Origin of the sequence: Peribacillus sp. NPDC097224 (assembly GCF_044761985.1) — a bacterium.
GTDB lineage: Bacteria > Bacillota > Bacilli > Bacillales > DSM-1321 > Peribacillus.
In genome coordinates this window covers 380858-406458 of record NZ_JBIWDK010000001.1, presented here as the reverse complement: position 1 = coordinate 406458, position 25601 = coordinate 380858, and the positions used below count along the sequence as shown (strand labels likewise).

Annotated in this window: 25 protein-coding genes; 3 read left to right on the top strand and 22 right to left on the bottom strand. The window is 40.9% G+C overall.

Going from position 1 to position 25601, the window contains the following annotated elements; translation table 11 throughout:
- Positions 1–98 precede the first annotated feature (98 nt).
- Both ACIQXR_RS02100 and ACIQXR_RS02095 read right to left on the bottom strand, forming a co-directional pair.
- Positions 99–2345 carry a DEAD/DEAH box helicase gene (locus tag ACIQXR_RS02100; RefSeq protein ID WP_403079469.1) on the bottom strand — a complete coding sequence of 749 codons (2247 nt, stop codon included), beginning with the start codon at positions 2343–2345 and terminating at the stop codon, positions 99–101.
- Positions 2346–2500: 155 nt separating this feature from the next.
- Positions 2501–3268: an alpha/beta fold hydrolase gene (locus tag ACIQXR_RS02095; RefSeq protein ID WP_403079393.1), complete on the bottom strand. Its 768-nt coding sequence runs from the start codon at positions 3266–3268 to the stop codon at positions 2501–2503.
- A gap of 140 nt (positions 3269–3408) precedes the next feature.
- Here ACIQXR_RS02095 and ACIQXR_RS02090 point away from each other — a divergent pair, with 140 nt between their 5' ends.
- The gene (locus tag ACIQXR_RS02090; protein ID WP_402869100.1) at positions 3409–3873 is read left to right on the top strand and encodes an Hsp20/alpha crystallin family protein; all 465 of its coding nucleotides are present in this window, start codon (positions 3409–3411) and stop codon (positions 3871–3873) included.
- Between the two features lie 71 nt (positions 3874–3944).
- Here the strand turns inward: ACIQXR_RS02090 and ACIQXR_RS02085 are convergent, their stop codons facing one another.
- The 4 genes from ACIQXR_RS02085 to ACIQXR_RS02070 form a co-directional block, all read right to left on the bottom strand.
- Positions 3945–4589, bottom strand: a complete 645-nt coding sequence (locus ACIQXR_RS02085) for a YppG family protein (protein ID WP_402869102.1) — start codon at positions 4587–4589, stop codon at positions 3945–3947.
- A 76-nt stretch (positions 4590–4665) separates the two neighbouring features.
- On the bottom strand, positions 4666–5034 hold the full coding sequence (locus ACIQXR_RS02080; protein ID WP_402956741.1) for a YppE family protein: 369 nt from the start codon (positions 5032–5034) through the stop codon (positions 4666–4668).
- A gap of 82 nt (positions 5035–5116) precedes the next feature.
- A complete protein-coding gene (locus ACIQXR_RS02075; protein ID WP_402869107.1) occupies positions 5117–5386 on the bottom strand; it encodes a hypothetical protein in 270 nt (89 codons plus the stop codon).
- A 349-nt stretch (positions 5387–5735) separates the two neighbouring features.
- Positions 5736–6692, bottom strand: coding sequence for a DUF2515 family protein (locus tag ACIQXR_RS02070; protein ID WP_402869108.1), 957 nt, complete (start codon positions 6690–6692; stop codon positions 5736–5738).
- Between the two features lie 135 nt (positions 6693–6827).
- On the opposite strand from ACIQXR_RS02070, the gene recU reads away from it, so the two are divergent.
- Complete coding sequence (gene recU, locus ACIQXR_RS02065; protein WP_402869109.1) at positions 6828–7439, top strand: Holliday junction resolvase RecU; 612 nt, start codon at positions 6828–6830, stop codon at positions 7437–7439.
- A gap of 29 nt (positions 7440–7468) precedes the next feature.
- The gene (locus ACIQXR_RS02060) at positions 7469–10171 is read left to right on the top strand and encodes a PBP1A family penicillin-binding protein (RefSeq protein ID WP_403079391.1); all 2703 of its coding nucleotides are present in this window, start codon (positions 7469–7471) and stop codon (positions 10169–10171) included.
- A gap of 14 nt (positions 10172–10185) precedes the next feature.
- Here the strand turns inward: ACIQXR_RS02060 and ACIQXR_RS02055 are convergent, their stop codons facing one another.
- The 16 genes from ACIQXR_RS02055 to ACIQXR_RS01980 form a co-directional block, all read right to left on the bottom strand.
- Positions 10186–10725, bottom strand: coding sequence for a YpoC family protein (locus ACIQXR_RS02055; RefSeq protein WP_402956734.1), 540 nt, complete (start codon positions 10723–10725; stop codon positions 10186–10188).
- Complete coding sequence (nth, locus tag ACIQXR_RS02050; RefSeq protein ID WP_402956730.1) at positions 10722–11378, bottom strand: endonuclease III; 657 nt, start codon at positions 11376–11378, stop codon at positions 10722–10724. Before nth ends, ACIQXR_RS02055 begins: the two co-directional genes overlap by 4 nt.
- A gap of 22 nt (positions 11379–11400) precedes the next feature.
- Entirely contained in the window at positions 11401–12096 is a 696-nt protein-coding gene (locus tag ACIQXR_RS02045; protein ID WP_402956728.1) for a DnaD domain-containing protein, read from the bottom strand.
- A 126-nt stretch (positions 12097–12222) separates the two neighbouring features.
- Positions 12223–13515, bottom strand: coding sequence for an asparagine--tRNA ligase (gene asnS / locus ACIQXR_RS02040; RefSeq protein WP_402956726.1), 1293 nt, complete (start codon positions 13513–13515; stop codon positions 12223–12225).
- A 210-nt stretch (positions 13516–13725) separates the two neighbouring features.
- Positions 13726–14910, bottom strand: a complete 1185-nt coding sequence (locus ACIQXR_RS02035) for a pyridoxal phosphate-dependent aminotransferase (RefSeq protein WP_402956724.1) — start codon at positions 14908–14910, stop codon at positions 13726–13728.
- A gap of 19 nt (positions 14911–14929) precedes the next feature.
- Complete coding sequence (locus ACIQXR_RS02030; protein WP_402869121.1) at positions 14930–15406, bottom strand: cell wall elongation regulator TseB-like domain-containing protein; 477 nt, start codon at positions 15404–15406, stop codon at positions 14930–14932.
- Positions 15407–15423: 17 nt separating this feature from the next.
- Positions 15424–15594 carry a YpmA family protein gene (locus tag ACIQXR_RS02025; protein ID WP_214772022.1) on the bottom strand — a complete coding sequence of 57 codons (171 nt, stop codon included), beginning with the start codon at positions 15592–15594 and terminating at the stop codon, positions 15424–15426.
- Between the two features lie 158 nt (positions 15595–15752).
- Positions 15753–18533, bottom strand: a complete 2781-nt coding sequence (dinG, locus tag ACIQXR_RS02020; RefSeq protein WP_402956722.1) for an ATP-dependent DNA helicase DinG — start codon at positions 18531–18533, stop codon at positions 15753–15755.
- 180 nt (positions 18534–18713) lie between these two features.
- Positions 18714–19097, bottom strand: coding sequence for an aspartate 1-decarboxylase (gene panD / locus ACIQXR_RS02015; RefSeq protein ID WP_402869126.1), 384 nt, complete (start codon positions 19095–19097; stop codon positions 18714–18716).
- Between the two features lie 22 nt (positions 19098–19119).
- Entirely contained in the window at positions 19120–19965 is an 846-nt protein-coding gene (gene panC / locus ACIQXR_RS02010) for a pantoate--beta-alanine ligase (RefSeq protein WP_402869128.1), read from the bottom strand.
- On the bottom strand, positions 19962–20801 hold the full coding sequence (panB, locus tag ACIQXR_RS02005; protein ID WP_403079389.1) for a 3-methyl-2-oxobutanoate hydroxymethyltransferase: 840 nt from the start codon (positions 20799–20801) through the stop codon (positions 19962–19964). The genes panC and panB overlap by 4 nt, the downstream gene beginning before the upstream one ends.
- A gap of 351 nt (positions 20802–21152) precedes the next feature.
- Positions 21153–22133, bottom strand: coding sequence for a biotin--[acetyl-CoA-carboxylase] ligase (locus tag ACIQXR_RS02000; RefSeq protein ID WP_402986058.1), 981 nt, complete (start codon positions 22131–22133; stop codon positions 21153–21155).
- Positions 22118–23311, bottom strand: coding sequence for a CCA tRNA nucleotidyltransferase (locus ACIQXR_RS01995; protein WP_403079387.1), 1194 nt, complete (start codon positions 23309–23311; stop codon positions 22118–22120). The genes ACIQXR_RS02000 and ACIQXR_RS01995 overlap by 16 nt, the downstream gene beginning before the upstream one ends.
- A gap of 16 nt (positions 23312–23327) precedes the next feature.
- Positions 23328–24467: an N-acetyl-alpha-D-glucosaminyl L-malate synthase BshA gene (gene bshA, locus ACIQXR_RS01990; protein WP_402956712.1), complete on the bottom strand. Its 1140-nt coding sequence runs from the start codon at positions 24465–24467 to the stop codon at positions 23328–23330.
- 4 nt (positions 24468–24471) lie between these two features.
- Positions 24472–25185: a bacillithiol biosynthesis deacetylase BshB1 gene (bshB1, locus tag ACIQXR_RS01985; protein ID WP_402869135.1), complete on the bottom strand. Its 714-nt coding sequence runs from the start codon at positions 25183–25185 to the stop codon at positions 24472–24474.
- Positions 25169–25594: a methylglyoxal synthase gene (locus ACIQXR_RS01980; protein ID WP_402869137.1), complete on the bottom strand. Its 426-nt coding sequence runs from the start codon at positions 25592–25594 to the stop codon at positions 25169–25171. The genes bshB1 and ACIQXR_RS01980 overlap by 17 nt, the downstream gene beginning before the upstream one ends.
- Between the last annotated feature and the right edge of the window lie 7 nt (positions 25595–25601).

Genomic DNA, 25601 nt, shown 5'->3' with positions numbered 1-25601 from the left:
TACACCTCTATTCATGTAATCCGGCCATTGAATGGTTTTACCGAAAATACAGGTTCAACATCCGGAGAGCTTTAAAATTAACTCGTTCTTTCTTTCAACTAAAATTGGTCTAGCAACTCCACACTTCTCTTTTTGGCACGTACCCCTTCTATTTCAGTCCCTATACATGAAGGGCACCCATCTTTGCATGGGCATTTTCTTATAAGATTCTTCGCTGCCTCTTTCACCTGGTCAAAACGCTTATAAACATCTTCAGCTAGCCCTATTCCACCTGGATAATGATCGTACATAAATATAGTGGGTAGCTGGGTATGTGCCGCTTTTATTTGGGCAACGACATGGATATCATTCCTATCGCACATAACAAGAATGGGAACTACGTGTCCCAAAACATTAGCAACCCCTTGTAGGAGCTGCTCCAGTGTTTTTTCGCCAAGTGTGGAATCAACTTCTTTTATTTCCAACCAAGTTGCGCTAGTATGCAGTTCTTCCTCTGGTAAGTAAATGGGACCTGAACCTATGTTTTCAAATGTCGTTAGTTTTATCTTTTTAAAGATGCTTGGTAAGATATTGATGGTAACATCGCCATAATTGATTGACGATTTCCTCGTATTGACTGTTTTATCTATTTCCAGTACTTTTAGCTGTACGGCTAAGTTTGCATCTGTGTAATATTCCACGTCCACTTCCCGCACATATGCCTTTTTATGTTCCCAATCTAGTTTTTCAACTTGATATTGGACTCCTTCATGTAAATAAATTGCCTCATCATGTAGGAGTGTCATAGCGCTAAACCTATCCATTTCCCCGATTATTTTTACATTTGCCGTTTCTGATTGATCGACTATAACGACATTTTCTTGGGACGCAGACCGTAAACTGATATTTCCAGCCGGGAAAGATTGATTGGCCCAGTAGAATGTATCACCATTTTGGTGAATAACCCTTTCTTCCACTAGATACTCCAAAATTTCTTTCACATCCAAGGGACCAAATTCTTCATTTTCCTTAAAAGGGAGTTCGTAAGCGGCACACTTTAAATGGTCAACCAGAATAATTAAGTTTTCCGGATTAATCCGGGCCGACTCAGGAGAACGGTCAAAAAAGTATTCTGGATTTTGTACAATGTACTGTTCTATGGGGGTAGAACTTGCCACCATCAGTATCAAAGCTTCCCCATGCCTTCTCCCTGCTCTCCCAGCCTGTTGCCATGTACTCGCCACACTTCCCGGGTATCCTGTCATGACACATACCTGTAACTGCCCTATATCCACTCCCAATTCTAAAGCGTTCGTACTGACAACACCTAGAATATTGCCTTCCCTTAAGCCCCGTTCTATTTCCCTTCTTTGTTTTGGGAGATATCCTCCGCGATAGCCCCTAATGGATTTCGACCCGATTTGACCTTTCACGAGGTCCTGCAAATGACTTAATATGATTTCCACTCTAACTCGGCTACGAGCAAAAACGATGGTCTGGATTTTATTCTTCAAGAATTCCTTTGCTAGGTTGTTAACCTCTACAGTTGCACTTTTCCTGATGTTCAAGGGCTTATTAACAATTGGCGGATTATAAAAAACGAAGTGTTTTCTACCGCTAGGCGCTCCGTTATCATCTATTAAGCGCATGGGATTACCAGTTAGCTGCTCCGCCAATTCCTTCGGGTTGGCGATTGTAGCGGATGTACATATAAAGATCGGATTACTTCCATAAAATTTACAGATTCGTTTCAACCTTCTAATGACATTGGCAACATGGCTTCCAAACACGCCCCTATATGTATGGAGTTCATCAATGACGACATACTTGAGATTTTCAAAGAGACTCACCCACTTTGTATGATGCGGTAAAATGGCCGAATGCAACATATCCGGGTTTGTAATCACGATATGACCAGCCTTTCTCACCACCTGGCGAATGGCAGGCGAAGTATCCCCATCGTAGGTGTAGCTTTTGATGTCTATCCCCATTTCACTGATTATCTCGTTCAGTTCGCTTTTCTGATCTTGGGCTAGAGCTTTAGTCGGGAAAATATACAACGCACGGTTTTCCCCATTTTCTGCAATGGATTGTAACACTGGAAGGTTATAACATAGTGTTTTTCCCGAAGCCGTAGGGGTTACGGCTACAATATTTTCTCCTTTCCTCAATGTTTCATATGCTGTGTATTGATGGCTATACAGGTCACCAATCCCTCTTTTTTGCAAAGCATTTTTAATTCTATCGTCAACGCTGGAAGGCAACGGTCTCGTCTTCGCTTCCCGCGGTTCAATTTCATGCCAATTAATGATATTTTCATTTTCCCTTAATTCTTTTATTAATTCCGAAAGTGATTTCTTTCCAATCATACTAGTCACCTCTTTGTACATAATAGTTTACCGAATAAACGTTTGGTTGACCAGTTGGGATATACTGCCAAACAAAAAAAGACCTAAAACTGCTTAGGTCCATAGTTAGTGTAATTTTAGCTTTCACCAATTGATAAAATTTTCACCTTCTACTATTTGACTTCTTCAATGAAATGTTCAAATTCACTCGCAAGCCTTTCAGGGTCTTCAAGCATTCCCATATGGCCGCATCCTTCTAGGACTACCTCTTTTATATTCTTACCCTTTATGGAAAAGGTCTTTTCCGGGGCGATGACTTTATCCTTTTCACCTGCGACCAAAAGGACTGGTAGCTTGGTATCCTGTAAGACGTAATTTTTATCTTTTCTATTTCTCATAGCATGTAACGATCCAATTGCCGCTGTTTCCCTCGTTTGATATCCAATCCTCTTAACCTGCTCGATTTGAGGGTCATTGGAATCCGCAAATAACTTAGGGATGAGTCCATCAATGAAAGGCGGCATACCATCAGCCTCAATTTTTTCAACTGCCTTCATGCGCCCTTCCTTCCCTCCCTCATCATCCGGAAAAGCAGTAGAATGAATAAGTGAGAATCCGTTCAATTTTTCCGGGAACTTCTCAGCAAAGGCCAAAGTTATATAGCCTCCTAGAGAATGCCCGAATAAATATACCTGCTCGATATCCTGGTCTTCTAAAAAGAGTGCAATATCCTCAGCCATATCTTCAATAGAAAAAGATGTTACATTCGATTCGCTTGCTCCATGGCCACGCAGGTCGACCGCAATGACTCTATACTTTTTCTGCAAGTTTGGAATTAGCTTCTGCCAATATTCATGGCTCCCGCAAAATCCATGAATAAACAATAGTGTATCTTTTCCTTCGCCTCGATCTATGTATGATAAATTACTGCTTCCAGTCATCTTCAATCCCCCATCCCCAAGATTATGTTTAATATTGTTATTCCCCGTGGGTCTATATCTAAACCACTTATGTCCATTCACACATCTTTAGCCTCTACATAGCCTATAGGCAAAGGAGTTTTTTAGATAGGAGGACCGTGATGACCCCTTTTGAAAAGAATGATCAACCCCAAGAAAGAAAAGAACCTTTTACCCACTTCATTAACAAAATGGATCGTTTGTTCTCTGAAAGGCCCGCCAGAGGCATGCTACAGTCCCTGGACGGATTCTTTGGCTCAGCTAAAGAACAAACTTTCCCCATCTATCTTGATGAAACAAATTCGGAATATATCCTTACCGCAAGCTTGCCCGGTATTCCCAGGAGCCAAATTTCCATCGATTTATTGCCACAATCCGTGACCATCTCCACGAAGTCCAAAGTAGGGGAAAAGTTTCGCCAACCCCCAGGCTTCATTCAAAATACGCAATCATCTAGTCAGTTAACAAAAACCATTTCCTTTTTAAAACCAATCGATGAACAAAATGTAAGGGCTAGGCATCGCGATGGCATCCTAACGCTTAATCTGCCTAAAGTGAAAGGGAATCGAATTGAGATCAACGATTGAATTAGGGCAAACTTAAGTAGACGTAAAAAGTGGCTGGGTCACTTTTACGTCTACTTTTTTATTTTACCCATCTAAACTTTGAAGAACCCCCCTACTCCCTTGACCATCGAAGAAACTTGAGAGACCGTATTCATCATTTGTCCAGCTGTATTCATCATTTTTGTAATATCCATCGATCCGTCCTGTGTTTTAAATTGGTTCATGACAGACTTAATTCCCGAAGGCTGCTGCTTTTGCATGAATTGTTGTTTTGGATATGGGTTATAAACTTGTTGTTGCATTTGCGGAGGTCGTTTCGTCGGCTGTAGCGGGTTATCAAAAGGGTTGAAGCCTTGAGTTTGTTTTGGCATGTATTGATTGACAGGCATTTGTTGGTTGGGGTACATAGGTTGAATAGGTGGCATTGGTGACATGGGTGGCATTGTCTGATTCGGTGGCATCGGCTGCATTACACTACTGCCCGGGGCCGCCCCTGTATTCATGGCCTGTTGTGGCACCGGTTGGTAGGATGGAAAGGCAGGTTGCTGGTATGGGTCTTGATAGGGTGGCACCAAGCCTCCATTATACTGGGGAGAGTAATGGTGCATATTCGGGTCCTGAATGGGTGACTGCTGAGGGTACGGCATTGGTTGCTGATATCCCCCCCAGTATTCAGGCATGGATTGCGGGTACTGCTCTTGATTAGGGAAGACAGGATTATAATCCGATCTCATCATGTTCTATGCGTCTCCTCTTTTTTCCTGACATGGTTCCATTATTATATGAAAAAAGAGGATTTTAGTGTTTGGAAGATCATGATAGTAATCTGTCCACTTCTGATTTCACATTGTGAAGGATATACTCAATGGATTGAACATGGCTTTTAAACCGTTTATAGCTGGTCTTCGGAAAGAATGCCTGAACCGCGACATCCGAAAGATTATTGGCCGTTTGTTCGATTTGCTCAGGAAATAGATGTTTGAATGGCGTTTCTTTCATCCACTCTTTTATACCATGCTCCCATTCCGCACAATTTGCTTGGACTTGATCGGCAAACGGCTTGACCTCCGTAAAGAAGTCTTTTTCTATTCCTTCCTTTCGAACACTTTCATAAATTTCATTCGCTTGACTTACGTAATGTATTAATTGTTCGGTTAATTTTTGAAGTTTCTCTTTTTGCACGATGAATTCCTCCGTAGCATGTTTCCAACAGTATAATCGAATTGATGAAAAAATGAAATTCTAGCGACTCATACTTATACACTTAAACTTCTGCTAAAATTTTGGGTACCATCATTGATTTTATTGATTTAACGGGATAAGGTCGGCTTATTTCTTCTGTCTCAACCAAGAAATCCCCGGCTTTCTCCATCGCTTCCTGTGCGTCATCCACTAAATTGTGCTGCTCCGCCCATAGCTTACAACGAGCCGTATTCATGGTCTCACCATAAGCATTTTCCAATTGATCCAGACTGGTACTGATTTCAGCTATCATACTTAAAATTTCTTCTGTTGCTACACTTTTATTGATCATGCTGACCCCTCCCATTCTATACCTGTTACTATTCTTTTTTTAAATAAAAAGCCCTTCTAGGTTGACAAAACTAGAAGGGAATCGGCAAAGAAAGTGTAATTTTCTTAATTTATAGGGGCCTTCGACAATATGGAGCGAATGAAGCTGGCCATTTAAAACAAGAATACAAGCAGGAGGTGATTTATTTGCAGTCGAATGAAAGCAGACAGCAAAAAAACGAAAAACGACAAAAGCCGCCGGCAGAAAAGGCAGGAAAAGGTAATCCAAAACTTAGTGGTGAAAACAAACCCTCTACCTAAACGAATAGGGGTATGACCACACATCAGGGAAGGCGGAAACATCGCCTTCCCTACTTCTTTTTCAAGACCAGCTTTTTGAGCAAGATGACCGTATGCAATTGTTTTTGTTTACGATCGAACCAATCGGTCAAAAGAGGATTTTCTTTCCACTGCGGTTCGAAAAACCATTCTTTTTTTAATCTTTTCTTTATACACCATTTCTCCGGGAGAATGGGATGATGATCGATGATTGGATAAACCATACGCAGCATCGGCGTTTCATGTAGCCTGGGTATCTTTCTGTACTGTTCATAATCAAACCTCGATCCGGTCGGCTCCGTTCGACTGGCGAATTCCAAAAATAATGGAAAAAGCTCTTTCCTAAAAAGAAGATCAGCCAATCTTTTCCCCAATTCGATTCTTTCATCTAGATTCCGAAAATGAGAAACGGATGCGCCATATAACACCCCTTTACATGTGGGAAATAATACGGTGCTAAAATGCATACAATCCTGTAGAAAAAATAAGATGGAATGAAATACGAGAGATCGCTTTTTTATGATGGGTTCAATGATATTCTGTTCATTTATAATAAGGGCGGTGATTAATCTTTCCTGATTTCCATCCTCCCAAAAAGAGTACCACTCATTTATGATGAAATCAGTAATAAAAAAATATGGACATAAGTGAAACAAAGGGCGCTTAAATTTCGTCGAATAATGATAGATGAGTAACTGCGGATAGGCATCCTCAAAAATCCGCCAATTCGCTTCTTCGTAAGCAAGGAATAACTGACGTTTATATTTAGAACCTAATAATTGCGAATACCAGACCCCTTTAAGATCACACATATTCCAACCTGCATTACGGGAAACCATCCCTGCTAGAAAGGACCATTTTATTTCAGGATGAAGTAGGAAGAATTTTTCATAAGCTTGGGTTCTGGATATATTATCTTTGTTCCATTTAGCAGTTTGACCTTTTATAATAGATAACAATTGCTTTTCCATGCTTGTAATCTGATACATAAGAACCACCATTTCCAGGAATTATGACATTTTTCAATTGTTAAATCCTATCGTTCTAAGAAACAATTCTTTTTATTCACATTTTGGATTCTTTTTTTGCTAATATAGATAGGTGAAAAAAAAGGAGGGGTAAAAGTGGCATTCAATTATCCCAACGGACGGAAGTTCGTACCGCAGCCCATGAAAGAAAGGAAAAGTCCACTAAAGAAGTTCAGTTACAGTAATCGTGGAAAAACATTAGAGGATGATTTGAATGAAACCAATCAGTATTATTTAGCGCACGGGATTGCTGTCATACATAAAAAGCCGACACCCGTACAAATTGTGGATGTCCACTATCCCAAAAGAAGTGCTGCCGTTATTAAAGAAGCTTACTTCAAGCAAGCATCGACCACGGATTACAATGGGGTCTATAAAGGTAGATATATTGATTTTGAGGCCAAGGAAACAAAAAATAGGAACTCTTTCCCTCTCAAGAATTTTCACGAACACCAAGTTGAACATATGAAGCAAATCGTTCAGCATGATGGAATTGCATTTGTTATTATCCGCTTTTCTGCGACGGATAGTATATACTTAATGAGCTCCGAACAACTGGTGTTGTATTGGAATCGGATGAAAGACGGTGGACGCAAATCCATTACCCTTGAAGAGGTCAAGACCAGTTCAAAGAAGATTGCGCTTGGCTTTCAACCGAGAATTGACTATATTAAAGTAGTAGATTTACTTATCGCAGAAAATTTTTAGTTTTTTTCTAGAAAGGCAGGTTAGCTGTAATGGCTGAAAAATATAATACAAGAGAAGAACGTAGAAAGCAGGGTCAGGCACAGAAGAAGGCACCAAAAAAAGGGCCGAAAAAACCCACGAACATGCTTAAGCGAGTTTTTCTCATTCTCGTTACAATTGGAATTATTTGTTTAGTTGCTGGAGGAGCTACATTAGCTTACTTTATCAGTGATGCTCCCAAGCTCGACGAAAGCCTTTTAAAAGACCCCGTTACCTCGAAGATCCTTGATGAAGAAGGTAAATTACTTGGAGAGGTCGGCACTGAGAATCGTGACTTTGTCAATTATGAAGATATACCTGAACTAGTCGAAGACGCATTCCTGGCAACAGAAGATTCCCGTTTTTATTCCCACCATGGGGTTGACTTCCTTCGTTTAGGCAGCGCAGTCCTCGCCAATGTCAAAAATGGCTTTGGTTCAGAAGGTGCTAGTACTTTAACCCAACAGGTTATCAAACGCTCTTATTTAACACCTGATAAAACGATTAAAAGGAAAGTCCAAGAAATGTGGCTGGCCATACAGCTAGAAAGAAAATATACAAAACAAGAAATACTGGAAATGTATGTGAACAAAATTTTCTTTGCCAATCGTGCAAACGGAATTCTGACGGCTTCGCAAACATATTACGGGAAAGACTTGGATAAATTGGACCTTAACGAAGTGGCCATGCTTGTCGGGTTACCGCAAAGCCCAAGTCGCTATGATCCATATAAATATCCAGAACGGGCAAAAGAACGTCGCGATATTGTACTTCATCTCATGAATAAACATGGATATATTAGCGAACAGGAAATGAAAAAGGCACAAAACGTTAAAATAACAGCCGGACTTCAAGAAGTCGATAAAAACCAAATCGATACGACTGCTTATGATGCCTTCATAGATTTGGTAATAGAAGAAGTCGGAAATATGGGTGACTATAATGTGTTTACAGATGGTCTGGAAATCCAAACGACCATTGATAAAGACGCCCAAGAATACGTTTATAAAATGTTGAATAGTAATGATATCGTTAGTTATCCAAGTGAAGATCTACAAGCCGGTGTTACTTTGCTTGATACGCAAACAGGCGAAATTAAAGCCGTTGGCGGTGGCAGGAACACGAACGTCAAACGCGGGTGGAACTATGCAACAGATGCTAAGCGTTCACCAGGGTCGACAATCAAACCTATCTTAGATTATGGTCCAGCTGTCGAATATTTAAACTGGTCAACCTATCAACCTATTAAAGATGAGGAGTATACCTACTTTGATGGAACTCCCCTCAAAAATGCATCAGGTACTCATTATGGAACGGTTCCTATTCGAGAAGCTCTCGCGAGATCATTGAATATACCGGCCTTGAAAGCTTTCCAAGAAGTCGGGAAAGAACGAGCACGTGATTTTGCAATTGACCTTGGCGTTCCTTTTGATAAAGATAAGGAAATCAACGAATCCGCTTCAATTGGCGGTGGCACAGATGTTTCCACGCTAGAACTTGCCGGAGCATATGGGGCATTCGGTAATGGTGGGATTTATAACGAACCACATACCGTCAAGAAAATTGTATTACGTGATAAAACAACCATCAAGAACAAAACAGAAACAAAACCTGTCATGAAAGATTCCACGGCTTTCATCGTCACGGATATGCTGAAAAGCGTCATGACAGAAAGTTACGGAACAGGTAGATTGGCCAACATACCTGGGCTTCCAGTCGCTGGTAAGACTGGATCCACTAACTTCACGCCCGCACAACGTGCAGCAAACAACATACCTGCTTCAGGGGTAAAGGACAGCTGGATGGCTGGTTACACGACTAACTATACCGTTGCCATATGGGCGGGTTATGATAATAATGCAGGTAAAAAGATGGAATACCTAGGCGATTCTTCTCAAAGAATACCAAAATACATCTTTAAGAATTTGATGGAACACATGGCCCAATCAAAAACAACGAAAGACTTTGAACAGCCGAGCAGTGTTGCAAAAGTTGGTGTCATTAAAGGATCGAATCCTGTAGTGAAAGCCAACCAATACACTCCAAGTGATAAAATCAGTTATGAATACTATGTTAAAGGCCACGAGCCAACACAAGTTACCACAGAATATGAGAAAATAGATACACCTAGTGTCAGTGCGTCTTATAATCAGGAAAGCAATGAAATTCAGCTTTCATGGTCTCACAGTGATGGAGATCCACAATTTGAAGTCCAAATGTCTGTTGACGGCGGCTCAAAAAGTGTTCTGAAAAAATCGAAGGATACTAGTTTAACCATTCCAAACCCTACACCGGGAAGTAAATATACTTTTTCTGTCGTAGCCATCGTTGATAATCAACGAAGCGACCCTGCTGGTGCTACAGTACAGATTCCTAGTGCTATTGAAGAAAAGCCTGAGGAAGAGGAAGATATTGAAGAGCCAGCCGAGGATGAGGATCTGGAACAAGATACTCCTACTGAAGACGAGGGTAATGAAGACGAAGATAAAGATAAAAACCCAGACCAGGGCAACACGGATAACAACGGGAACAATGGAAACGGGAATGGTAATGGCAATGATGATGCCACCAAAGACGATGAGGATGTCGAAGATGAGGATCCAGGAAAAGTTGATGAGGATAAACCCGCGGATACTCCTGAGCCCGCTCCCGCTCCTGACCCAGAAAAAGACAAAAATAAAAACAAAGATAAAGATAAAGAAAATGGCAATTAAAAAAAGGTCTAAGCTTAACCGCTTAGACCTTTTTTCGCTTTTCTTAGCTTGTTTCTTACAAAGAGCTTTTCCAATTCGATGAATAATTCGCTAAGCTGTCTGAATGAATGGTAAAACGCCGGTCTTTCCATGATGAAAGATAATCTTTCAACCAAGTTTATCGGTTTAACCGGACAGGCTTCCATCTGTTTCTTCCATGCATTTAGCTTCACGGGTATTTCATTCATCCAATAGACTGCCGAAAAGAATAATCCAATTCCTTCTTTCATAGGCTCCAAAGCCAGTCCCGCTTTTCTATTCGAAAAAAACAATTCGCAATCCTTTTTAATGAGCCTCCATTTTTCAAACAGTTCAGGTATATGCATATCCCCACTCTTCCAAGGTGAATAAACTTCTTCCCCCATGTAAAAAAGCAGCTCATATGAAAACACTTCAACTTCACTGGGATTTCTCCACTCTTGGTAGTCTTCCTTTTTTAAAGGTTCTATTTCATTAGGGAAGAAAAATGGATCGTCCAATTCGGCCGGTACGTTTAATGAATTTAAATCAGTCATTTGGCTTCTATCCTTTTTAGCCGCTTTTTCCCTTCACGACACAAATCAAGAAGCGGACAGGTTTCACATCTTGGAGACTGGGCTTTACAATGATAACGACCAAAGAAAATGAGTCTATGATGTGTAACGGACCATTCATCCATTGGCACTTTAGTCATTAAGGTTTTTTCCACCTCAAGGACATTGTCTTTCCAGCGGCATATACCCAGCCGTTTGGACACACGCTCTACATGGGTATCCACTGCTATAGCCGGCACGCCAAAAGCCACTGAGACGACCACATTGGCCGTTTTCCGACCGACACCCGGTAACTTGGTAAGCTCATCACGGTCCCTAGGAACTCTTCTATCATATTCGTCTATCAGCATTCTAGACAACTTTTGAATGTTCTTTGCTTTATTACGGTACAGACCGATTGAACGAATATCATTTTCCAATTCTTCAATCGGTACACTAAGATAATCTTCAGGCGTTTTATATTTTTGAAATAAATTTTGAGTCACTTTATTAACCAATACATCTGTACATTGAGCCGAAAGAGCAACAGCAATCACCAATTCAAATGGATTGGAGTGATTCAGCTCACAATGGGCATCAGGAAACATCTCGCCCATCGTATCCAGACAGTAACGAATTTGAGCCTTATTCAGCATGTTTGTTCTCCTTTAATTCACATTACTGTTCGAGCCAATTATAAAAGGGTACATCTTTCAGTGGTTGTGTCGGTTCTATTTTACGGTCCCTTTTTTGATGGACTCTGAATTTTTGTCCTTGTTCCCTTGCTTGTTCCAAGGTTTTAATCCCATTCTTTTTCCACTCGAATAAAATTCGGTCTATATAACGGAAATTCAATTTCCCTGAAATGACAGCCTCCCTTAAAGCCGCTTTGATGATATCTGGTTGATGGTCATCCTCCATCCACATTGCCAGGGTTTCACATTCAAAAGGAGATAATGGACGCCCGAACTCCTGTTCAAATATTGTATACAGGCTCTCCCCTGCCTTCTGTACCTCGGCAGATTCAGCCTGTTTCAAAGACTTCAAGAAACAGTCCATCATTTTCTCATATAGTGGATCGAGCGAATACTTTTCCTGACCAATTTCCTGATTATTTTCAACGACCATCTGGACGAATCCTCTTTGAACTAAACGTTGTATTAAATATAGGCATTCGGATTCCTGTAATGTCATTCGGTCGGATAGTTGAGACGGTGCTGGGAATGGATTATCTCCATCGATAAAATTCTGCAATTGGAGTAGTAGAACCATCTCTTGCTCATTCAGCCCCATTGTCTTATAGTGAGTCAACAAAAAGGATGGAATCGTTATCGTTCCTTCCTTAAACCAAGCATATAAATGTTCTTTATTCATGTTTTGGACACCTCTAAATTAGTATAACATGAAAAATGTGATACGAATAAGCTTATAATTTTAACAGAATTAATAGAAAAAAACGGTTATTCGCCCAGTATGGCTAAATAACCGTTTTTTTACAAATCAAGGATATAAGCGATTTAAAAGACGTGGGAAAGGAATAGTTTCACGGACATGTTCAACGCCGCTAATCCATGCCACTGTCCGTTCTAAGCCAAGGCCAAATCCAGAATGTGGGACAGATCCATATTTCCTTAATTCCATATACCATTTATAAGCATCTTCACTCAAACCATGTTCAGCAATGCGCTGTTCAAGAAGCTCCTGATCATGGATTCTTTCCGATCCACCGATAATCTCACCATAACCCTCTGGTGCGATCAAGTCGGCACATAAGACGACTTCTTCCCGGTTTGGATCTGGTTGCATATAGAACGGTTTAATTTTAGTAGGATAGTGTGTAATGAAGACCGGCTTATCATAGCTTTCAGCAATGGCCGTTTCATGTGGTGAGCCGAAATCGTCTCCCCATTGAATATCTTCAAACCCTTGTTCATGAAGGAACTTGATAGCTTCATCGTAAGTGATCCGCGGGAACGGAGCCTTGATTTGTTCAAGCTTTGTCGTGTCACGGCCAAGTGTATTCAATTCTAGCTGACAATTCTTCAGAACAGACTGAATGACGGCTGTGACAAATTGTTCCTGGACTTCTAGGTTTTCTTTGAATTCCACGAAAGCCATTTCCGGTTCAATCATCCAGAATTCGATTAAATGCCTTCTTGTCTTAGATTTCTCTGCCCGGAAAGTCGGACCGAAAGAAAATACTTTTCCTAATGCCATGGCTGCAGCTTCCATATAAAGCTGACCGCTTTGTGATAGATAGGCATCCTCATCAAAATATTTTGTCGCAAACAACTCACTCGTTCCCTCTGGTGCGCTACCAGTTAAAATCGGCGGGTCCACTTTGACAAAACCTTCATCATTGAAGAATTCATATGTAGCACGAATGATTTCATTACGGATTTTCATAACCGCATGTTGACGCTTCGAACGAAGCCATAGATGACGATTATCCATTAAGAATTCTGGTCCATGAGCTTTCGGAGTGATTGGGTAATCAACTGAATCATGAATGATTTCAATATTGTTCACCTGTAGCTCATAACCAAAAGGTGAACGCTCATCCTTCTGAATGACTCCCGTAACATACATGGAAGATTCTTGTGATACCGACTTTGCAGTAGAGAAAAGGTCTTCTCCTACATCAGCCTTCACGACTACCCCTTGGATGAAACCAGAGCCATCGCGGATTTGAAGGAAAGCAATTTTACCACTAGAACGCTTATTAGCAAGCCAGCCTCCAATTGTCACTTCTTGATCGACAAATTTGCTAGCATCTTTTATTGTAATTTTCACCGAATTTCCCTCCAAATATAACTTAACTACTAAGAAATTTACTCTATTTATTATACCTATAGGGCTCATTACAAGCAAATTATTCAGCTAATCTACTATAAATGTCTACTTTACTGCTCATAATCTTTTAACCATATAAAAAATAGGGAAGATATAAAAAAGCCTACAAACCCCCTAAACGAAATAGGGGACCTGTAGGCTTTTCAAATACTACGCCATTTTCGCTTTAACGAATGTATGAATTCTTTCAACGGCTGCTTCAAGTAGGTCCAAAGATGTTGCGTAGGATAATCTGATGTTATCCGGAGCCCCAAATCCTGAACCTGGGATGACGGCCACTTGAGCTTCTTCTAATAAAGCGGTAGTAAACTCTTCGACATTACTGAACCCTGTTAATTCAATTGCACGTTTCACATTCGGGAACAAATAAAATGCCCCCTGCGGTTTAATGCAGCTTACTCCCGGTATATCTACTAATTTTCCATAAATCGTATCCAATCTACTTTCAAATGCTTGACGCATTTCCTCTACCGGTTCCTGTGGGCCATCATATGCTGCAATTGCACCATATTGAGCCGTGGTAGTAGGATTGGATGTACTATGGCTAGCTAGGTTTGTCATGGCCTTGATGATGGCCTCATCACCTGCTGCATAACCAATTCTCCATCCTGTCATGGAATGTGATTTAGAAACCCCGTTGATGATGATCGTTTGCTTTTTCAATTCAGGAGAAATTTCTGCAATCGATATATGTTTTGCAGTTCCATATACCAATTTTTCATAGATTTCGTCCGAGATGATTAAAATATCATGATCTAGGCAAACTTTACCAATGGCTTCTAACTCATCTTTAGAATAGAGCATGCCAGTCGGGTTGCTTGGAGAGTTAATGATGACCGCTTTCGTTTTATCAGTGATGAATTCTTCGAGTTGTTCCTTTGTGATCTTATACTGGTTTTCTTCAGAGCCAACAACATACACGGGTTTTCCGCCAGCAAGCTTAATCTGCTCTGGGTAACTCACCCAATATGGTATAGGAACAATTACTTCATCTTCTTCATCCAAAATCGCTTGGAACAATGTATAAAGCGCATGTTTTGCACCAGAACCGACAATAATTTCAGAAGGCTTATACTCTAGACCTTGATCACGTTTTAACTTTGCTGCAATCGCGGCTTTCAGTTTTGGAAGCCCAGCAGAAGGCGTGTATTTGGTTTGTCCTTCATTCATGGATTGCATGGCTGCATCGATAATATGTTGAGGAGTATTGTAGTCAGGTTCGCCGGCCCCTAAGCCAATAATATCAAGACCTTGTGCTTTGAGTTCTTTTGCTTTTGCTGTGATTGCCAGTGTTGTTGAGGGTGTTAATGACTGAACCCGATTAGCTAATTTCATAGTAGTAAAATCCTCCATTCTATATACTTCGATAATACTTAAGCCATTCCCCTGTTTTGAAATCGTAATAATCATAATTATACCGTTCAGAATCGTCGAGATATGTTACCTCCCAAAGAGGAACATCCTTTTCCATACCAAGCTTAACAGATATGATTTCTTCAGGTTTTAGCTTATCATTCACTATGTTTAAAATTTCTTTTTTTGTCTTACCGTCTTTAAAATTCCTCACAACTATTTTTTTCTTCTCGTCCTCAGGAATCCAGACGATTTTTTTACTTCCATTTTTCGTCTTGCCAATGATAACAGAATATGAGGTTTGACCATTATAAAGGTAAAACTCATCCTTGGTATCAATTCCGCCTGCTTTCTTTGCCTTTTCAAAAGCCTCATTACCAGCTTCTTTTTTATGCTGTAATGCTTTAATGTATGCTCCGCTGACAAAACCGATAAAACAAAGGACTAGGATAGAAGCAATAACCAACCATTTTTTCAAAGCCGCTTTCCCTCTTTCTATGTACGATAAATAGTAAATATCGCTTTTTCTTGATCTTGTGAATCCAATGCCAGCCCGAACATCAAATCGTCCTTTTTCAACGTTCGATTCAAAGAATCCACAATCTTATACAAATCAGGTGAATTTTGCAGCCTGACTGTCGAGATCACTTCAATTTTGCTCTCCATGAAAATGCTCCTCCATTTTAACTAAAAATTGTCAACAACCACTGGTATGTATGGAATTTGAAGGCATAACTACCTTTCACATTATACCAGTTCATAGGTTATTTTTCTTCATTATTTCGCAAAATTCCACCTATAATAGGAAAAGAATAGAAGAGTCATTAAATCCACTCTTCTATCAAATCCGCCATTTCTCTAATGGAGACATTTTTCCAATCGATAGGGGGAATCGATTTTTTAAACTCATGCCCATATTTAGCCGTGATAACACGTCGATCCAATACGATCAGCAAACCCCGATCTTCTGGCGTACGGATTAACCTACCGAATCCCTGACGGAACCTTAACAGTGCTTCAGGTAAGGAATATGCCGAAAAGGCGTTCTTCCCCTGTTTTTCGAATAGCTGACATTTTGCAGCCGTAACCGGCTCATCGGGAGGTGAAAAAGGAAGCCTGACAATGACCAGACATGATAGATCTTCTCCTGGTATATCGACACCTTCCCATAGACTCGTCGTCCCGAAGAGCACTGCTTTCTCGAAATTTTGGAAATTCCTTAACAACCTCATCCTGCTTCCACCAGAAATCCCCTGTGCAAACAAAGTGAAATCATCCAAGACCTCGGAATCTTTTATGGCATAATATGTGGCACGCAACATCTCATGTGAAGTAAATAAAACCATCATCCTGCCCTTGGCAGCCTGGGCAGCTACAATTATATGGTTAGCTGCGTTCTCGGAAAACTCTTCCACTGTTAAACAGTTTATATCGGGGATATCATTCGGCACCAACACCTTTACCAAGTCCTTATAAGGGAATGGTGAAGGGTAGATGGCTGTCTGTACCCATTCTTTTTCCAAACCAAGCTGTGCCTTGAAATACTGGAAGGAATGTTTCACGGCTAACGTAGCAGATGTCATGATTACACTCTTCTGACGTCCAAAATAAGATTCCCACAACCATTTGCTTCCTGATATCGGTTGAACCGTCAACGTAACACCGTGCTGTGGCGCCGCTTTTGTATAATCAAGCCAATAAATATTTTCTTCATGAGGCTTAATGAAACATTCATGTAAGGAATCTCTTGTATCCTGAAGATGTCCAAGCAACACTTCGATATCATTCAGGTAAAACAAGGCATTTTTCCCTAAAGATGATTCATTATCCATTAAACGATGCAATCGCCTCTCAAGTTCCATGATCATTGAACCTGATAGATCCACTAACCGTTCCGCTATAAGTATCGCCTGTTTCCAGGAAGGATCTTCTATTTTAAAGGCAATTCGCTTCGGACCTATAGACCGTGAGAGTTTTTCCGCTTGATTGGACAAGAAATAAAAAAGTTGATCGAATTCATATGAAAAGTCACTTAGCTTTTGATCAAATGTATAGGTTGGACTGCCATCCGACCATCCATTGTTCGAAAGCAATTTTTCAAGTCTATAAAATAACTGCTTTTGATCGAAGGTCCCTAACCTGTTTAGCATGGTCTTTACTGAAATATAATGGAGCCTCCTACCAAGTTGTGTGGAAGCCGCCTGTTCCAAGTGATGGGCCTCATCCAAGACTAAATACCCTTCTTTGGGAATAAGGGCGTCTTCTGTAAGGAGGTCACTCATTAAAAAGGAATGGTTTGTAATGATAATATCTGCTTTTGCGGCTGTTTTCTTGGCCCTTTCAAAGAAGTCCAGTTCAATCCAGGGTTTTTTCAAACCTACATATGTAAGACCATCACTTTGAAGCCTGTTCCAAAACAATTGTCCACCACTAGTAAGATTCAATTCATCTTTATCCCCTGTTGCCGTTTCCGTCAACCAGACCAATATCTGCATTTTCGTTAAAGCAGTTTCATAATTATCTTCTTTTTCTCGCAATGCCCGCTCAAACTTTGCCAGGCTCAGGTAATTGCTTCTTCCTTTTAGCAAAACGGCTTGAAAGGAAAAAGGAAGGATCTTCTTCAGTTTAGGTACTTCATTTTGAAGGAGCTGATCCTGCAACTGAAGAGTATATGTCGAAATGACGACAGGTTCATGATGTTTCTTGGCAAAATAAACGGCCGGCAGTAAATAACCCAATGATTTTCCAATACCCGTGCCAGCTTCAATTATCGCATGCTGTCGGGATTCGAAGGAATCATGAATTAAGTTCATCATGCTAAGCTGTCCATCTCTTGCTTCAAAAGCGGGGTATGCATTTTGAAGCATGGCTATTTTCCCCTCGTCATCGAGTGGGAATTCTGTTTCTTGTTCAATATGCTCACTATCATCGGTTACTTTTTTAAATGCCAGTCCTCTAAATGTCGTAATACCTGGTAAACGGACCTCAGCTTTTGTAAGTTTGCTCGCAATGCAAGCATCTATTAATTCGGAAACCTCGCTCTGTAAGGAAAAAGATAGCCGGTATAATTGCTTAAGTGTCATCAATGGTAGGTCCAACAGCTTTTTTTTCAATTCTAACAATAATAAAGCGGTAGCATATGCATCGCTATCCGCTTGATGTGGCCTCGAATGGTCTAAATTTTCCTCTTTGGCCAGCTGATGCAATTTATATCCATCGGAAGTCGGTTTCATGATTTTCGCCAATTCTACCGTATCAAGCGTAGAACCATAAAAGGGCTCAAATCCGCACCTTACCAATTCTTCCTGTAGAAAAGATAAATCAAATAATACATTATGGGCGACAAAGCAAGCCCCTTCTATAAGATGGGCAATTTTTTCCGCGACATCTTCAAAATCTGGCGCATCCTTTACGGTCTCATTACTTATCCCGGTCAATTCTTCAATGAAAAGGGATATTTCCTGCCCAGGATGGATGAATGTTGAATAGGTATCAACAATCTGATCATTTTCAATGACCACACCAGCAAACTGAATGATCCTATCCCCTTTTTTGGGTGAATTCCCTGTTGTTTCTAAGTCAACCACTACATATCGTTGTGTCATGAATTGTACACCTCAAACTTCACTTTCTCCACTAGCTGATGGAATTCTTTATACCTTTTTTATACCATACTACACAGAATAAAGGAAACACTCCGATTGCCAGATGGACATAGGTTCAGGAGTCTGGTTGCATAAAAAAGGGGCCTGCTCAACATATAGATGTTGAGCCGCCCTCTTTGCTTACAAGATTGTCGCTGCAGGTTCGTGTGAAATCAATTCAATGATTTGGTTCCTTTCATTCATGATTGCCACTTTAGGTTGGTGATCACTCACCCTTTCTTCAGCCACCATCACATAAGAAATGATAATGACAATATCATCAGGCTGGACTAATCTTGCTGCTGCTCCATTTAAGCAGACAACCCCACTTCCACGTTCTCCCGCTATCACATATGTTTCCAGTCGAGCACCATTATTATTGTTGACAATCGCCACTTTCTCATTGGGCACGATGCCCACTGCATCAATAATATCTTCATCTATCGTGATGCTTCCCACATAATTCAAATTGGCTTCAGTCACCCTTGCCCGATGGATTTTCCCATTCATCATTGTACGAAACATGATCGTTCCCCCTACTATCGTTTTATAGCGTTACTATAATATTATCAATGAGTCTTGCATGTCTGAACTTAACGGCCACAGCAATGATAATATTTCCATTCAGGACATCAAGTAGCTTCAGTTCCGGATATTGATAAATTTCAACATAGTCAATTTTGCCTTTTGTCCGGGCTTTGATATGCTCCTCGACGAGAGCTATCACCTTTTGAGGGTTTCTTTCCCCAGAAATAATAGCATCTTTCGCCTTCAATAAACTTTGGTACAGTTCTTTTGCTTCATGACGCTCATCCTCAAGCAGGAAGACATTCCGTGAGCTCCTTGCCAAACCATCTTCCTCACGTACTATATCAACGGCCACTAGCTCAATGGGGAAATTGAGGTCCTGTATCAACCCGTCGATTATTGCGACCTGCTGGGCATCCTTCATCCCGAAATACGCCCTATCAGGGAGGATGATATTAAAAAACTTCGTCACGACAGTTGCTACGCCATCAAAATGGCCGGGTCGCTTTCTACCACATAAACAATCGGTGCGGTTTTGAACAACGACTTTGACTGATGGATTTTCACCATACATTTCATCCACGGTCGGATAGAAAAGATAATCGACGCCCGCATTGACTGCCAGATTTTCATCCCGGTCCAAATCACGGGGATAAGACGCAAAATCCTCATTGGGTCCAAACTGCAACGGGTTGACGAAAATACTTAAAACTACGATATCATTCTCTCTACGGGCATTTTCTATAAGGGAGGCATGCCCTTCATGTAAGTACCCCATCGTTGCAACATAGCCTACACTTTTTTTATTGGTTCTGTCATGACGGAGTACTTTCTGCAATTCTATTGCTGATGTAAAAGTTTTCATTTTTCTCCTCCGTAAAGCGCATGAAGTTGTTCTTCCTTCATCGTAAATGAATAATCTCTCGTCGGAAAATCGCTTGATTTTACTTCTTTCACATAACTTTCAATTGAATTTCCAATTAATTCATTGGCATTTCCATATACCTTGACAAATTTTGCAACCCGTTCAACCCCATACGTAATGAGATCATGGAAAACCAATACTTGTCCATCCGTTTCGGCTCCAGCTCCAATTCCAATCGTCGGGATTGTAAGGTCTTTAGTAATACACTCTCCCACTTGATAAGGTACACACTCAAAAACAATGGCCAGAGCCCCAGCCGCTTCGCATTTCCTTGCATCTTCCATTAGCTTTTGGGCAGCTTCGGCATCTTTTCCTTGAACCTTATATCCTCCGAGCACGCCTACAGATTGGGGTGTCAATCCTAGGTGTGCGACTACCGGAATTCCCGCCTTCGTCAAAGCCGAAATCTTTTCGACCACATCGTCCGCCCCTTCAACCTTCACAGCATCGGCATGGCCTTCCTGCATAATGCGAGCTGCATTCTTGAGCGTTTCATCCAAAGATAGATGATAGCTCATGAAAGGCATATCCGTTACGACAAATGTATCAGGAGCCCCTCGTTTCACCGCTTTTGTATGGTGAATCATGTCTTCAACAGTCACAGGAATGGTGGAGTCGTAACCTAGAACCACCATTCCTAACGAATCCCCAACCAAAATCATATCAACCCCTGATTGCTCGGCTAACTTTGCCGATGGATAATCATAGGCGGTCAGCATGACAATTTTTTCACCTTTTTGTTTCATTTTCAAAAAATCACCGGACATCAACTTCATTACGTTTCCTCCTTTATTAGAGGAGATGAAAACATCAGTGTTTTAAAAAACTGGTGTCTAAACATTCGCTGCACAAAAAAGACCGACTAAATAGAGTCCCTAGTTCGTGAAGATAAAAATGGCCAAACAAATGGCCTTTATCATCAACGTTCAAAGTACTTTCCTTTTAGTCGATCTCTTTGGTATCTTTAGAAGTTTCATCCCTCCGTCCCCGTCCAATCATTTGGATCAAGGCAGATTTTCAAATATTTTTGTGTTATTGGGGTGCAGTTCTTTCACGATACTGCCCACTTGAATTATATCAAGCCACATTCGATTATTCTATTTATTTTTCTTGAATTCTACAAAAATCTACTGAATTTCTATATCTGCAGAATAAATCGAATGGATGGTCCCTTGATTATCTTCGAGAAGTAGAACGCCAGCGTCCGTGATTCCAAGTGCCTTGCCGACAATTGTATCATTAACGGTACTTGCTTTAAGAATTTGTCCTAAACTGATTGCATAACTCTCCCAAAGGAGCTTAATTGGCATGAAACCTTCTTGTAAATAGAGTGTATACAGATCTTCTAGACGAAGCAGGACTCGTTGAATGACCTTGGCCCTTGAAATCTTCACTCCACTTTCAATGGAAAGAGAAGAAGCTTTCTCCTGAAGGTCCTCTGGAAAGTCTTCTTTTTGTTGGTTGATATTCATTCCGATCCCGATGATGACGGAATGTATTCTATCCGACTCAGCCTGCATTTCCGTTAAGATCCCCGTAACTTTTCTACGATTAATAAGTAGGTCATTTGGCCATTTGATTTGAGGTTGAAGTTCTGTAACATCCTCGATTGCCTGTGCTACAGCAACTGCAGCCAACAAGGTTAACTGCGGCGCCTGATGGAGCGGGATTTTCGGACGTAAGATCAGACTCATCCAAATCCCGCTGAATTTTGGAGAATGCCAAGATCTCATGAGCCTCCCTTTTCCTGAAACTTGTTCCTCGGCAATCACAAGGGTGCCTTCCTCCGCCCCTTCGTTAGCCAGCTGGTGGGCAATTTTTTGTGTGGATTCAACGGATTCCTGATAATGGATCATCTTTCCAAGGGCTTTCGTCTCCAGCCCGAATTGAATTTCACTTTCCGATACTTTTTCTGGAGCCGATACAATGCGGTACCCTTTCTTCCGGACTGCTTCAACCATATATCCTTCACCGCGCAAATCCTCTATATGCTTCCAAACGGCCGTACGGGAACAGCCAATATACTCAGCGATTTCCTGTCCTGAAATAAATGTTCCATTCGCTTTAGAGAGGGCTTGCATCAGTTTAGTCCTTAAATCAGATTGCATGTTATAAGCCACTCCTTAATTTCAGCTTTTTCATTTGTTATTTCCGAATTCAATACAGCTGCCAAAATCAGTTCCAAGTATTTTCTAACCCAAGGACCCGGTTTTTTTATATGCCATGACAATAAGTCCTCTCCAGTTACATCAAGATCTGACATACTCTTTAGAAGAAGGTTTTCGTACTTGATAGACATGGACTTTTCCGCTTCTAATACGTTTCTGCCTTCGAGAATTGCCTTAACTTTGGCTGCCTGAACCGCTTCGATATGACCTGCCTGGAATACATCAAAAGTGGAATCTTCAAATCCAGGTTCCTTTTCGACCAATTGTATAATACGTTGGACATTCCTGATTGATTTTAAAGGAAGCTTCCATGCTCTCAATACTTCCTCAATATCCTCCATATCTGCCTGGATGAGGACGACCGCCCATAACTCAGGCACTGTCAATTGATGAAGGGGGAGAAGCAATACCTTTTCCAACTTTTCCTTTTGACCAGCAAATTGGGGAAGAAACTGATATAATCCACTATCCAGTAAAAGACTTAGTGCCTTTATCCGATTGTCGCCGGCTAATAGCTTTTCAAATTCTACAAGAATTCTTTCAACGGCAATCTCCCGTAAAATAGGCCCGTTCTCCTTTAAGGATTGGAATGTTTCTTCATCAAGTTGAAAATTCAGCTGACTGACGAACCTTAATGCTCGCATCATCCTAAGACCATCTTCAGCAAAACGATCATGTGGGTTACCAACAGTCGTTATCTTTTTTTGAAAAAGGTCAAGTTGGCCCTTGTATGGGTCGAAGATGACCCCGGATTTGTCCATAGCGATTGCATTTATCGTAAAATCTCTTCTTTGTAGATCCTCAGTCAAAGAACGGACGAATTTTACTGAATCAGGCCTACGATAATCCGTGTATCCACTCTCTGTTCGAAAAGTAGTAATTTCATATGTCCCTGACTCCAGTATCACTAATACAGTTCCATGTTCGATTCCCACATCCGCCGTTTTTGGGAATATCCCTTTAACTTCCAAAGGTGTAGCGGAGGTTGCGATATCCACGTCATTAATGGGCCTGCCGAGAATATAGTCCCTGACCGATCCACCAACAAAATAAGCTTCGAACCCCGCTTCTTCAATTCTTTCAAGAATGGGTACCGCTTCTATAAATAACCGATCCAACTATGTCTCCTCCTCACTACTCCAATGAATTGGTCCCAAGCACCTGCATATAGATTTCTTCATATTCTTTCATGATCGTATCTGAGTGGAACTCAGTATTGGCACGATCCAAAGCAGCTTTTGAGAACTGTTCATGTAAGGTGGGATCACTTAATAGTTTGATCGCTTTTTGAGAGATCATTTCGACGTCTCCTAATTCACATATGTAACCCGTTTCTCCGTCAACAATGACTTCAGGTATCCCGCCGACATTCGTTCCGATGCAAGGAACTCCACAGGCCATCGCTTCTAACAGTACAAGCCCAAAACTTTCTTTTTGGGACAACAATAAAATTAAATCACTGATTGAATATAATTCTGCCAGGTTATCCTGCTTGCCCAAGAATAGAACCTTATCGCTGATGCCCAGATCTTCCGCCAACTTCAATACAGTAGTCACTTCAGGTCCATCCCCGACAAGTAAAAGCTTGGCTGGCACCTTTTTTTGCGTTAAATAGAAGGCACGGACCACATCTTGTACTCGTTTAACTGTCCGGAAATTAGAAACGTGGATGATGACTTTTTCATTCTTCTCAAATCCGTATTCGTCCCGTAAATATCCTGAGTCGGTTTTATGATAATCGCGTTCATCAATAAAGTTATAAATGGTTTGAATTTCCTTATCCGGAGCAATCAACTCATGTGTTTGCTTGACGAGTGAATGAGAGACGCCTGTGACGACATCCGAATTTTCTATACCGAATTTGATTAAATTAGATAATGATGGGTCATGACCCAATACCGTGATGTCCGTTCCATGAAGCGTTGTGACAATTTTCACTTTATTACCTGACATCTGCTTAGCCAGAATTGCACAAACCGCGTGAGGTATCGCATAATGAACATGTAAAATATCAAGTTCTTCCCGTTTAACAACCTCGGCTATCTTGCTTGCAAGTGCCAAATCATAAGGAGGATATTGAAAAACGGAATACGAATTCACTTCCACTTGATGATAATAAATATTATGGTACATCTTATTTAACCGAAACGGGAGACTTGAAGAAATAAAATGAATCTCATGCCCCTTTTCCGCAAACATTTTGCCCAACTCGGTAGCCACGACACCTGACCCACCTACAGTCGGGTAGCAGGTAATTCCGATTTTTAATTTCATATGATTAATTTTCCCCTAACAAATCGTTTTCGACCAAAAATGGTTTTTTTGACATGAACCCTTCCGCATAATCGACACCGACTTCTTTACCGAACATCCGCTCACGTGCTTCGACTGTTTCGATATAACCGTTAACAAGCGGAGTATCCACTGTGGTATCCTTCTGTTCAAACTGACTTTCGTAAGCTCTAAGACTGTCAAGTTTCTTTGATATCGTAGAGGAAATGTCAATGACAAAATCAGGCTTATGAAAACCATTTATCATGTAATAATACATATTTTTGACACGGTGGGCTTCCAATCCAGCATTCTCCATATATTTTCTCACACCAGCAGAAAAAACTGCTTCTTCAACTAACTTTGCACAGTTTCCATGGTCAGGATGGCGATCTTCTAGAAAAGGTGCAAAGACAAGTTTGGGCTTATACTGACGGATGACCGCTATTACTTTCTGTATGTATTCTTCTTTCATATAAAGCCCACGGTCAGGAAGGTCTAGGGAGATTCTATCGACCCCGAGGATTTCCGCCGCCTTTGATGCTTCCTTAATCCTTAATGGGACAGTCCCATTGGATGACATTTCAGCCTTGGTCAAATCACAAATAACAATTTTTTTACCTTGCTGTGCATATTTAGCTATCGTGCCCCCCATCCCGATTTCTACATCGTCTGCGTGGGCCCCGAATGCCAGGATATCTATATTATTTTTGTTTGTCATTTATCTCACCTTGTTTTTCTCTAAGTTTGAGCCAGTCCATATATCCATGTTTAAGTCCTTGAATAAGGACCTCCGCTGTTCCCATATTCGTTGCCAGCGGGATTTCATAGACATCAGATAGGCGGATAAGTGCTGATACATCCGGTTCATGGGGTTGGGAAGTTAAAGGATCACGAAAGAATAGCACCATATCCATTTCCCCTCTAGCTATCATCGCCCCGATTTCTTGGTCTCCTCCAAGTGGTCCAGAATGGAAACGATGGATTGGCAAAGATACTTCATCTATAATCCTTTGCCCCGTTGTACCAGTCGCAAATAGTTCATGTTGTTGAAACACATCTTTATAGGCCATTACGAATTGAATGATATCTTCCTTTTTCTTATCATGAGCAATTAAAGCAATCTTCATAATACGC

Excerpts from the sequence above, each read along its gene's own strand:
- ACIQXR_RS02095 (WP_403079393.1), bottom strand. The coding sequence starts at position 3,268 with ATGACTGGAAGCAGTAATTTATCATACATAGATCGAGGCGAAGGAAAA.
- ACIQXR_RS02090 (WP_402869100.1), top strand. The coding sequence starts at position 3,409 with ATGACCCCTTTTGAAAAGAATGATCAACCCCAAGAAAGAAAAGAACCT.
- ACIQXR_RS02085 (WP_402869102.1), bottom strand. The coding sequence starts at position 4,589 with ATGATGAGATCGGATTATAATCCTGTCTTCCCTAATCAAGAGCAGTAC.
- ACIQXR_RS02075 (WP_402869107.1), bottom strand. The coding sequence starts at position 5,386 with ATGATCAATAAAAGTGTAGCAACAGAAGAAATTTTAAGTATGATAGCT.
- ACIQXR_RS02070 (WP_402869108.1), bottom strand. The coding sequence starts at position 6,692 with ATGTATCAGATTACAAGCATGGAAAAGCAATTGTTATCTATTATAAAA.
- ACIQXR_RS02060 (WP_403079391.1), top strand. The coding sequence starts at position 7,469 with ATGGCTGAAAAATATAATACAAGAGAAGAACGTAGAAAGCAGGGTCAG.
- ACIQXR_RS02055 (WP_402956734.1), bottom strand. The coding sequence starts at position 10,725 with ATGACTGATTTAAATTCATTAAACGTACCGGCCGAATTGGACGATCCA.
- nth (WP_402956730.1), bottom strand. The coding sequence starts at position 11,378 with ATGCTGAATAAGGCTCAAATTCGTTACTGTCTGGATACGATGGGCGAG.
- ACIQXR_RS02045 (WP_402956728.1), bottom strand. The coding sequence starts at position 12,096 with ATGAATAAAGAACATTTATATGCTTGGTTTAAGGAAGGAACGATAACG.
- ACIQXR_RS02035 (WP_402956724.1), bottom strand. The coding sequence starts at position 14,910 with ATGAAATTAGCTAATCGGGTTCAGTCATTAACACCCTCAACAACACTG.
- ACIQXR_RS02025 (WP_214772022.1), bottom strand. The coding sequence starts at position 15,594 with ATGGAGAGCAAAATTGAAGTGATCTCGACAGTCAGGCTGCAAAATTCA.
- dinG (WP_402956722.1), bottom strand. The coding sequence starts at position 18,533 with ATGACACAACGATATGTAGTGGTTGACTTAGAAACAACAGGGAATTCA.
- panD (WP_402869126.1), bottom strand. The coding sequence starts at position 19,097 with ATGTTTCGTACAATGATGAATGGGAAAATCCATCGGGCAAGGGTGACT.
- panC (WP_402869128.1), bottom strand. The coding sequence starts at position 19,965 with ATGAAAACTTTTACATCAGCAATAGAATTGCAGAAAGTACTCCGTCAT.
- panB (WP_403079389.1), bottom strand. The coding sequence starts at position 20,801 with ATGAAGTTGATGTCCGGTGATTTTTTGAAAATGAAACAAAAAGGTGAA.
- ACIQXR_RS02000 (WP_402986058.1), bottom strand. The coding sequence starts at position 22,133 with ATGCAATCTGATTTAAGGACTAAACTGATGCAAGCCCTCTCTAAAGCG.
- bshA (WP_402956712.1), bottom strand. The coding sequence starts at position 24,467 with ATGAAATTAAAAATCGGAATTACCTGCTACCCGACTGTAGGTGGGTCA.
- bshB1 (WP_402869135.1), bottom strand. The coding sequence starts at position 25,185 with ATGACAAACAAAAATAATATAGATATCCTGGCATTCGGGGCCCACGCA.
- ACIQXR_RS01980 (WP_402869137.1), bottom strand. The coding sequence starts at position 25,594 with ATGAAGATTGCTTTAATTGCTCATGATAAGAAAAAGGAAGATATCATT.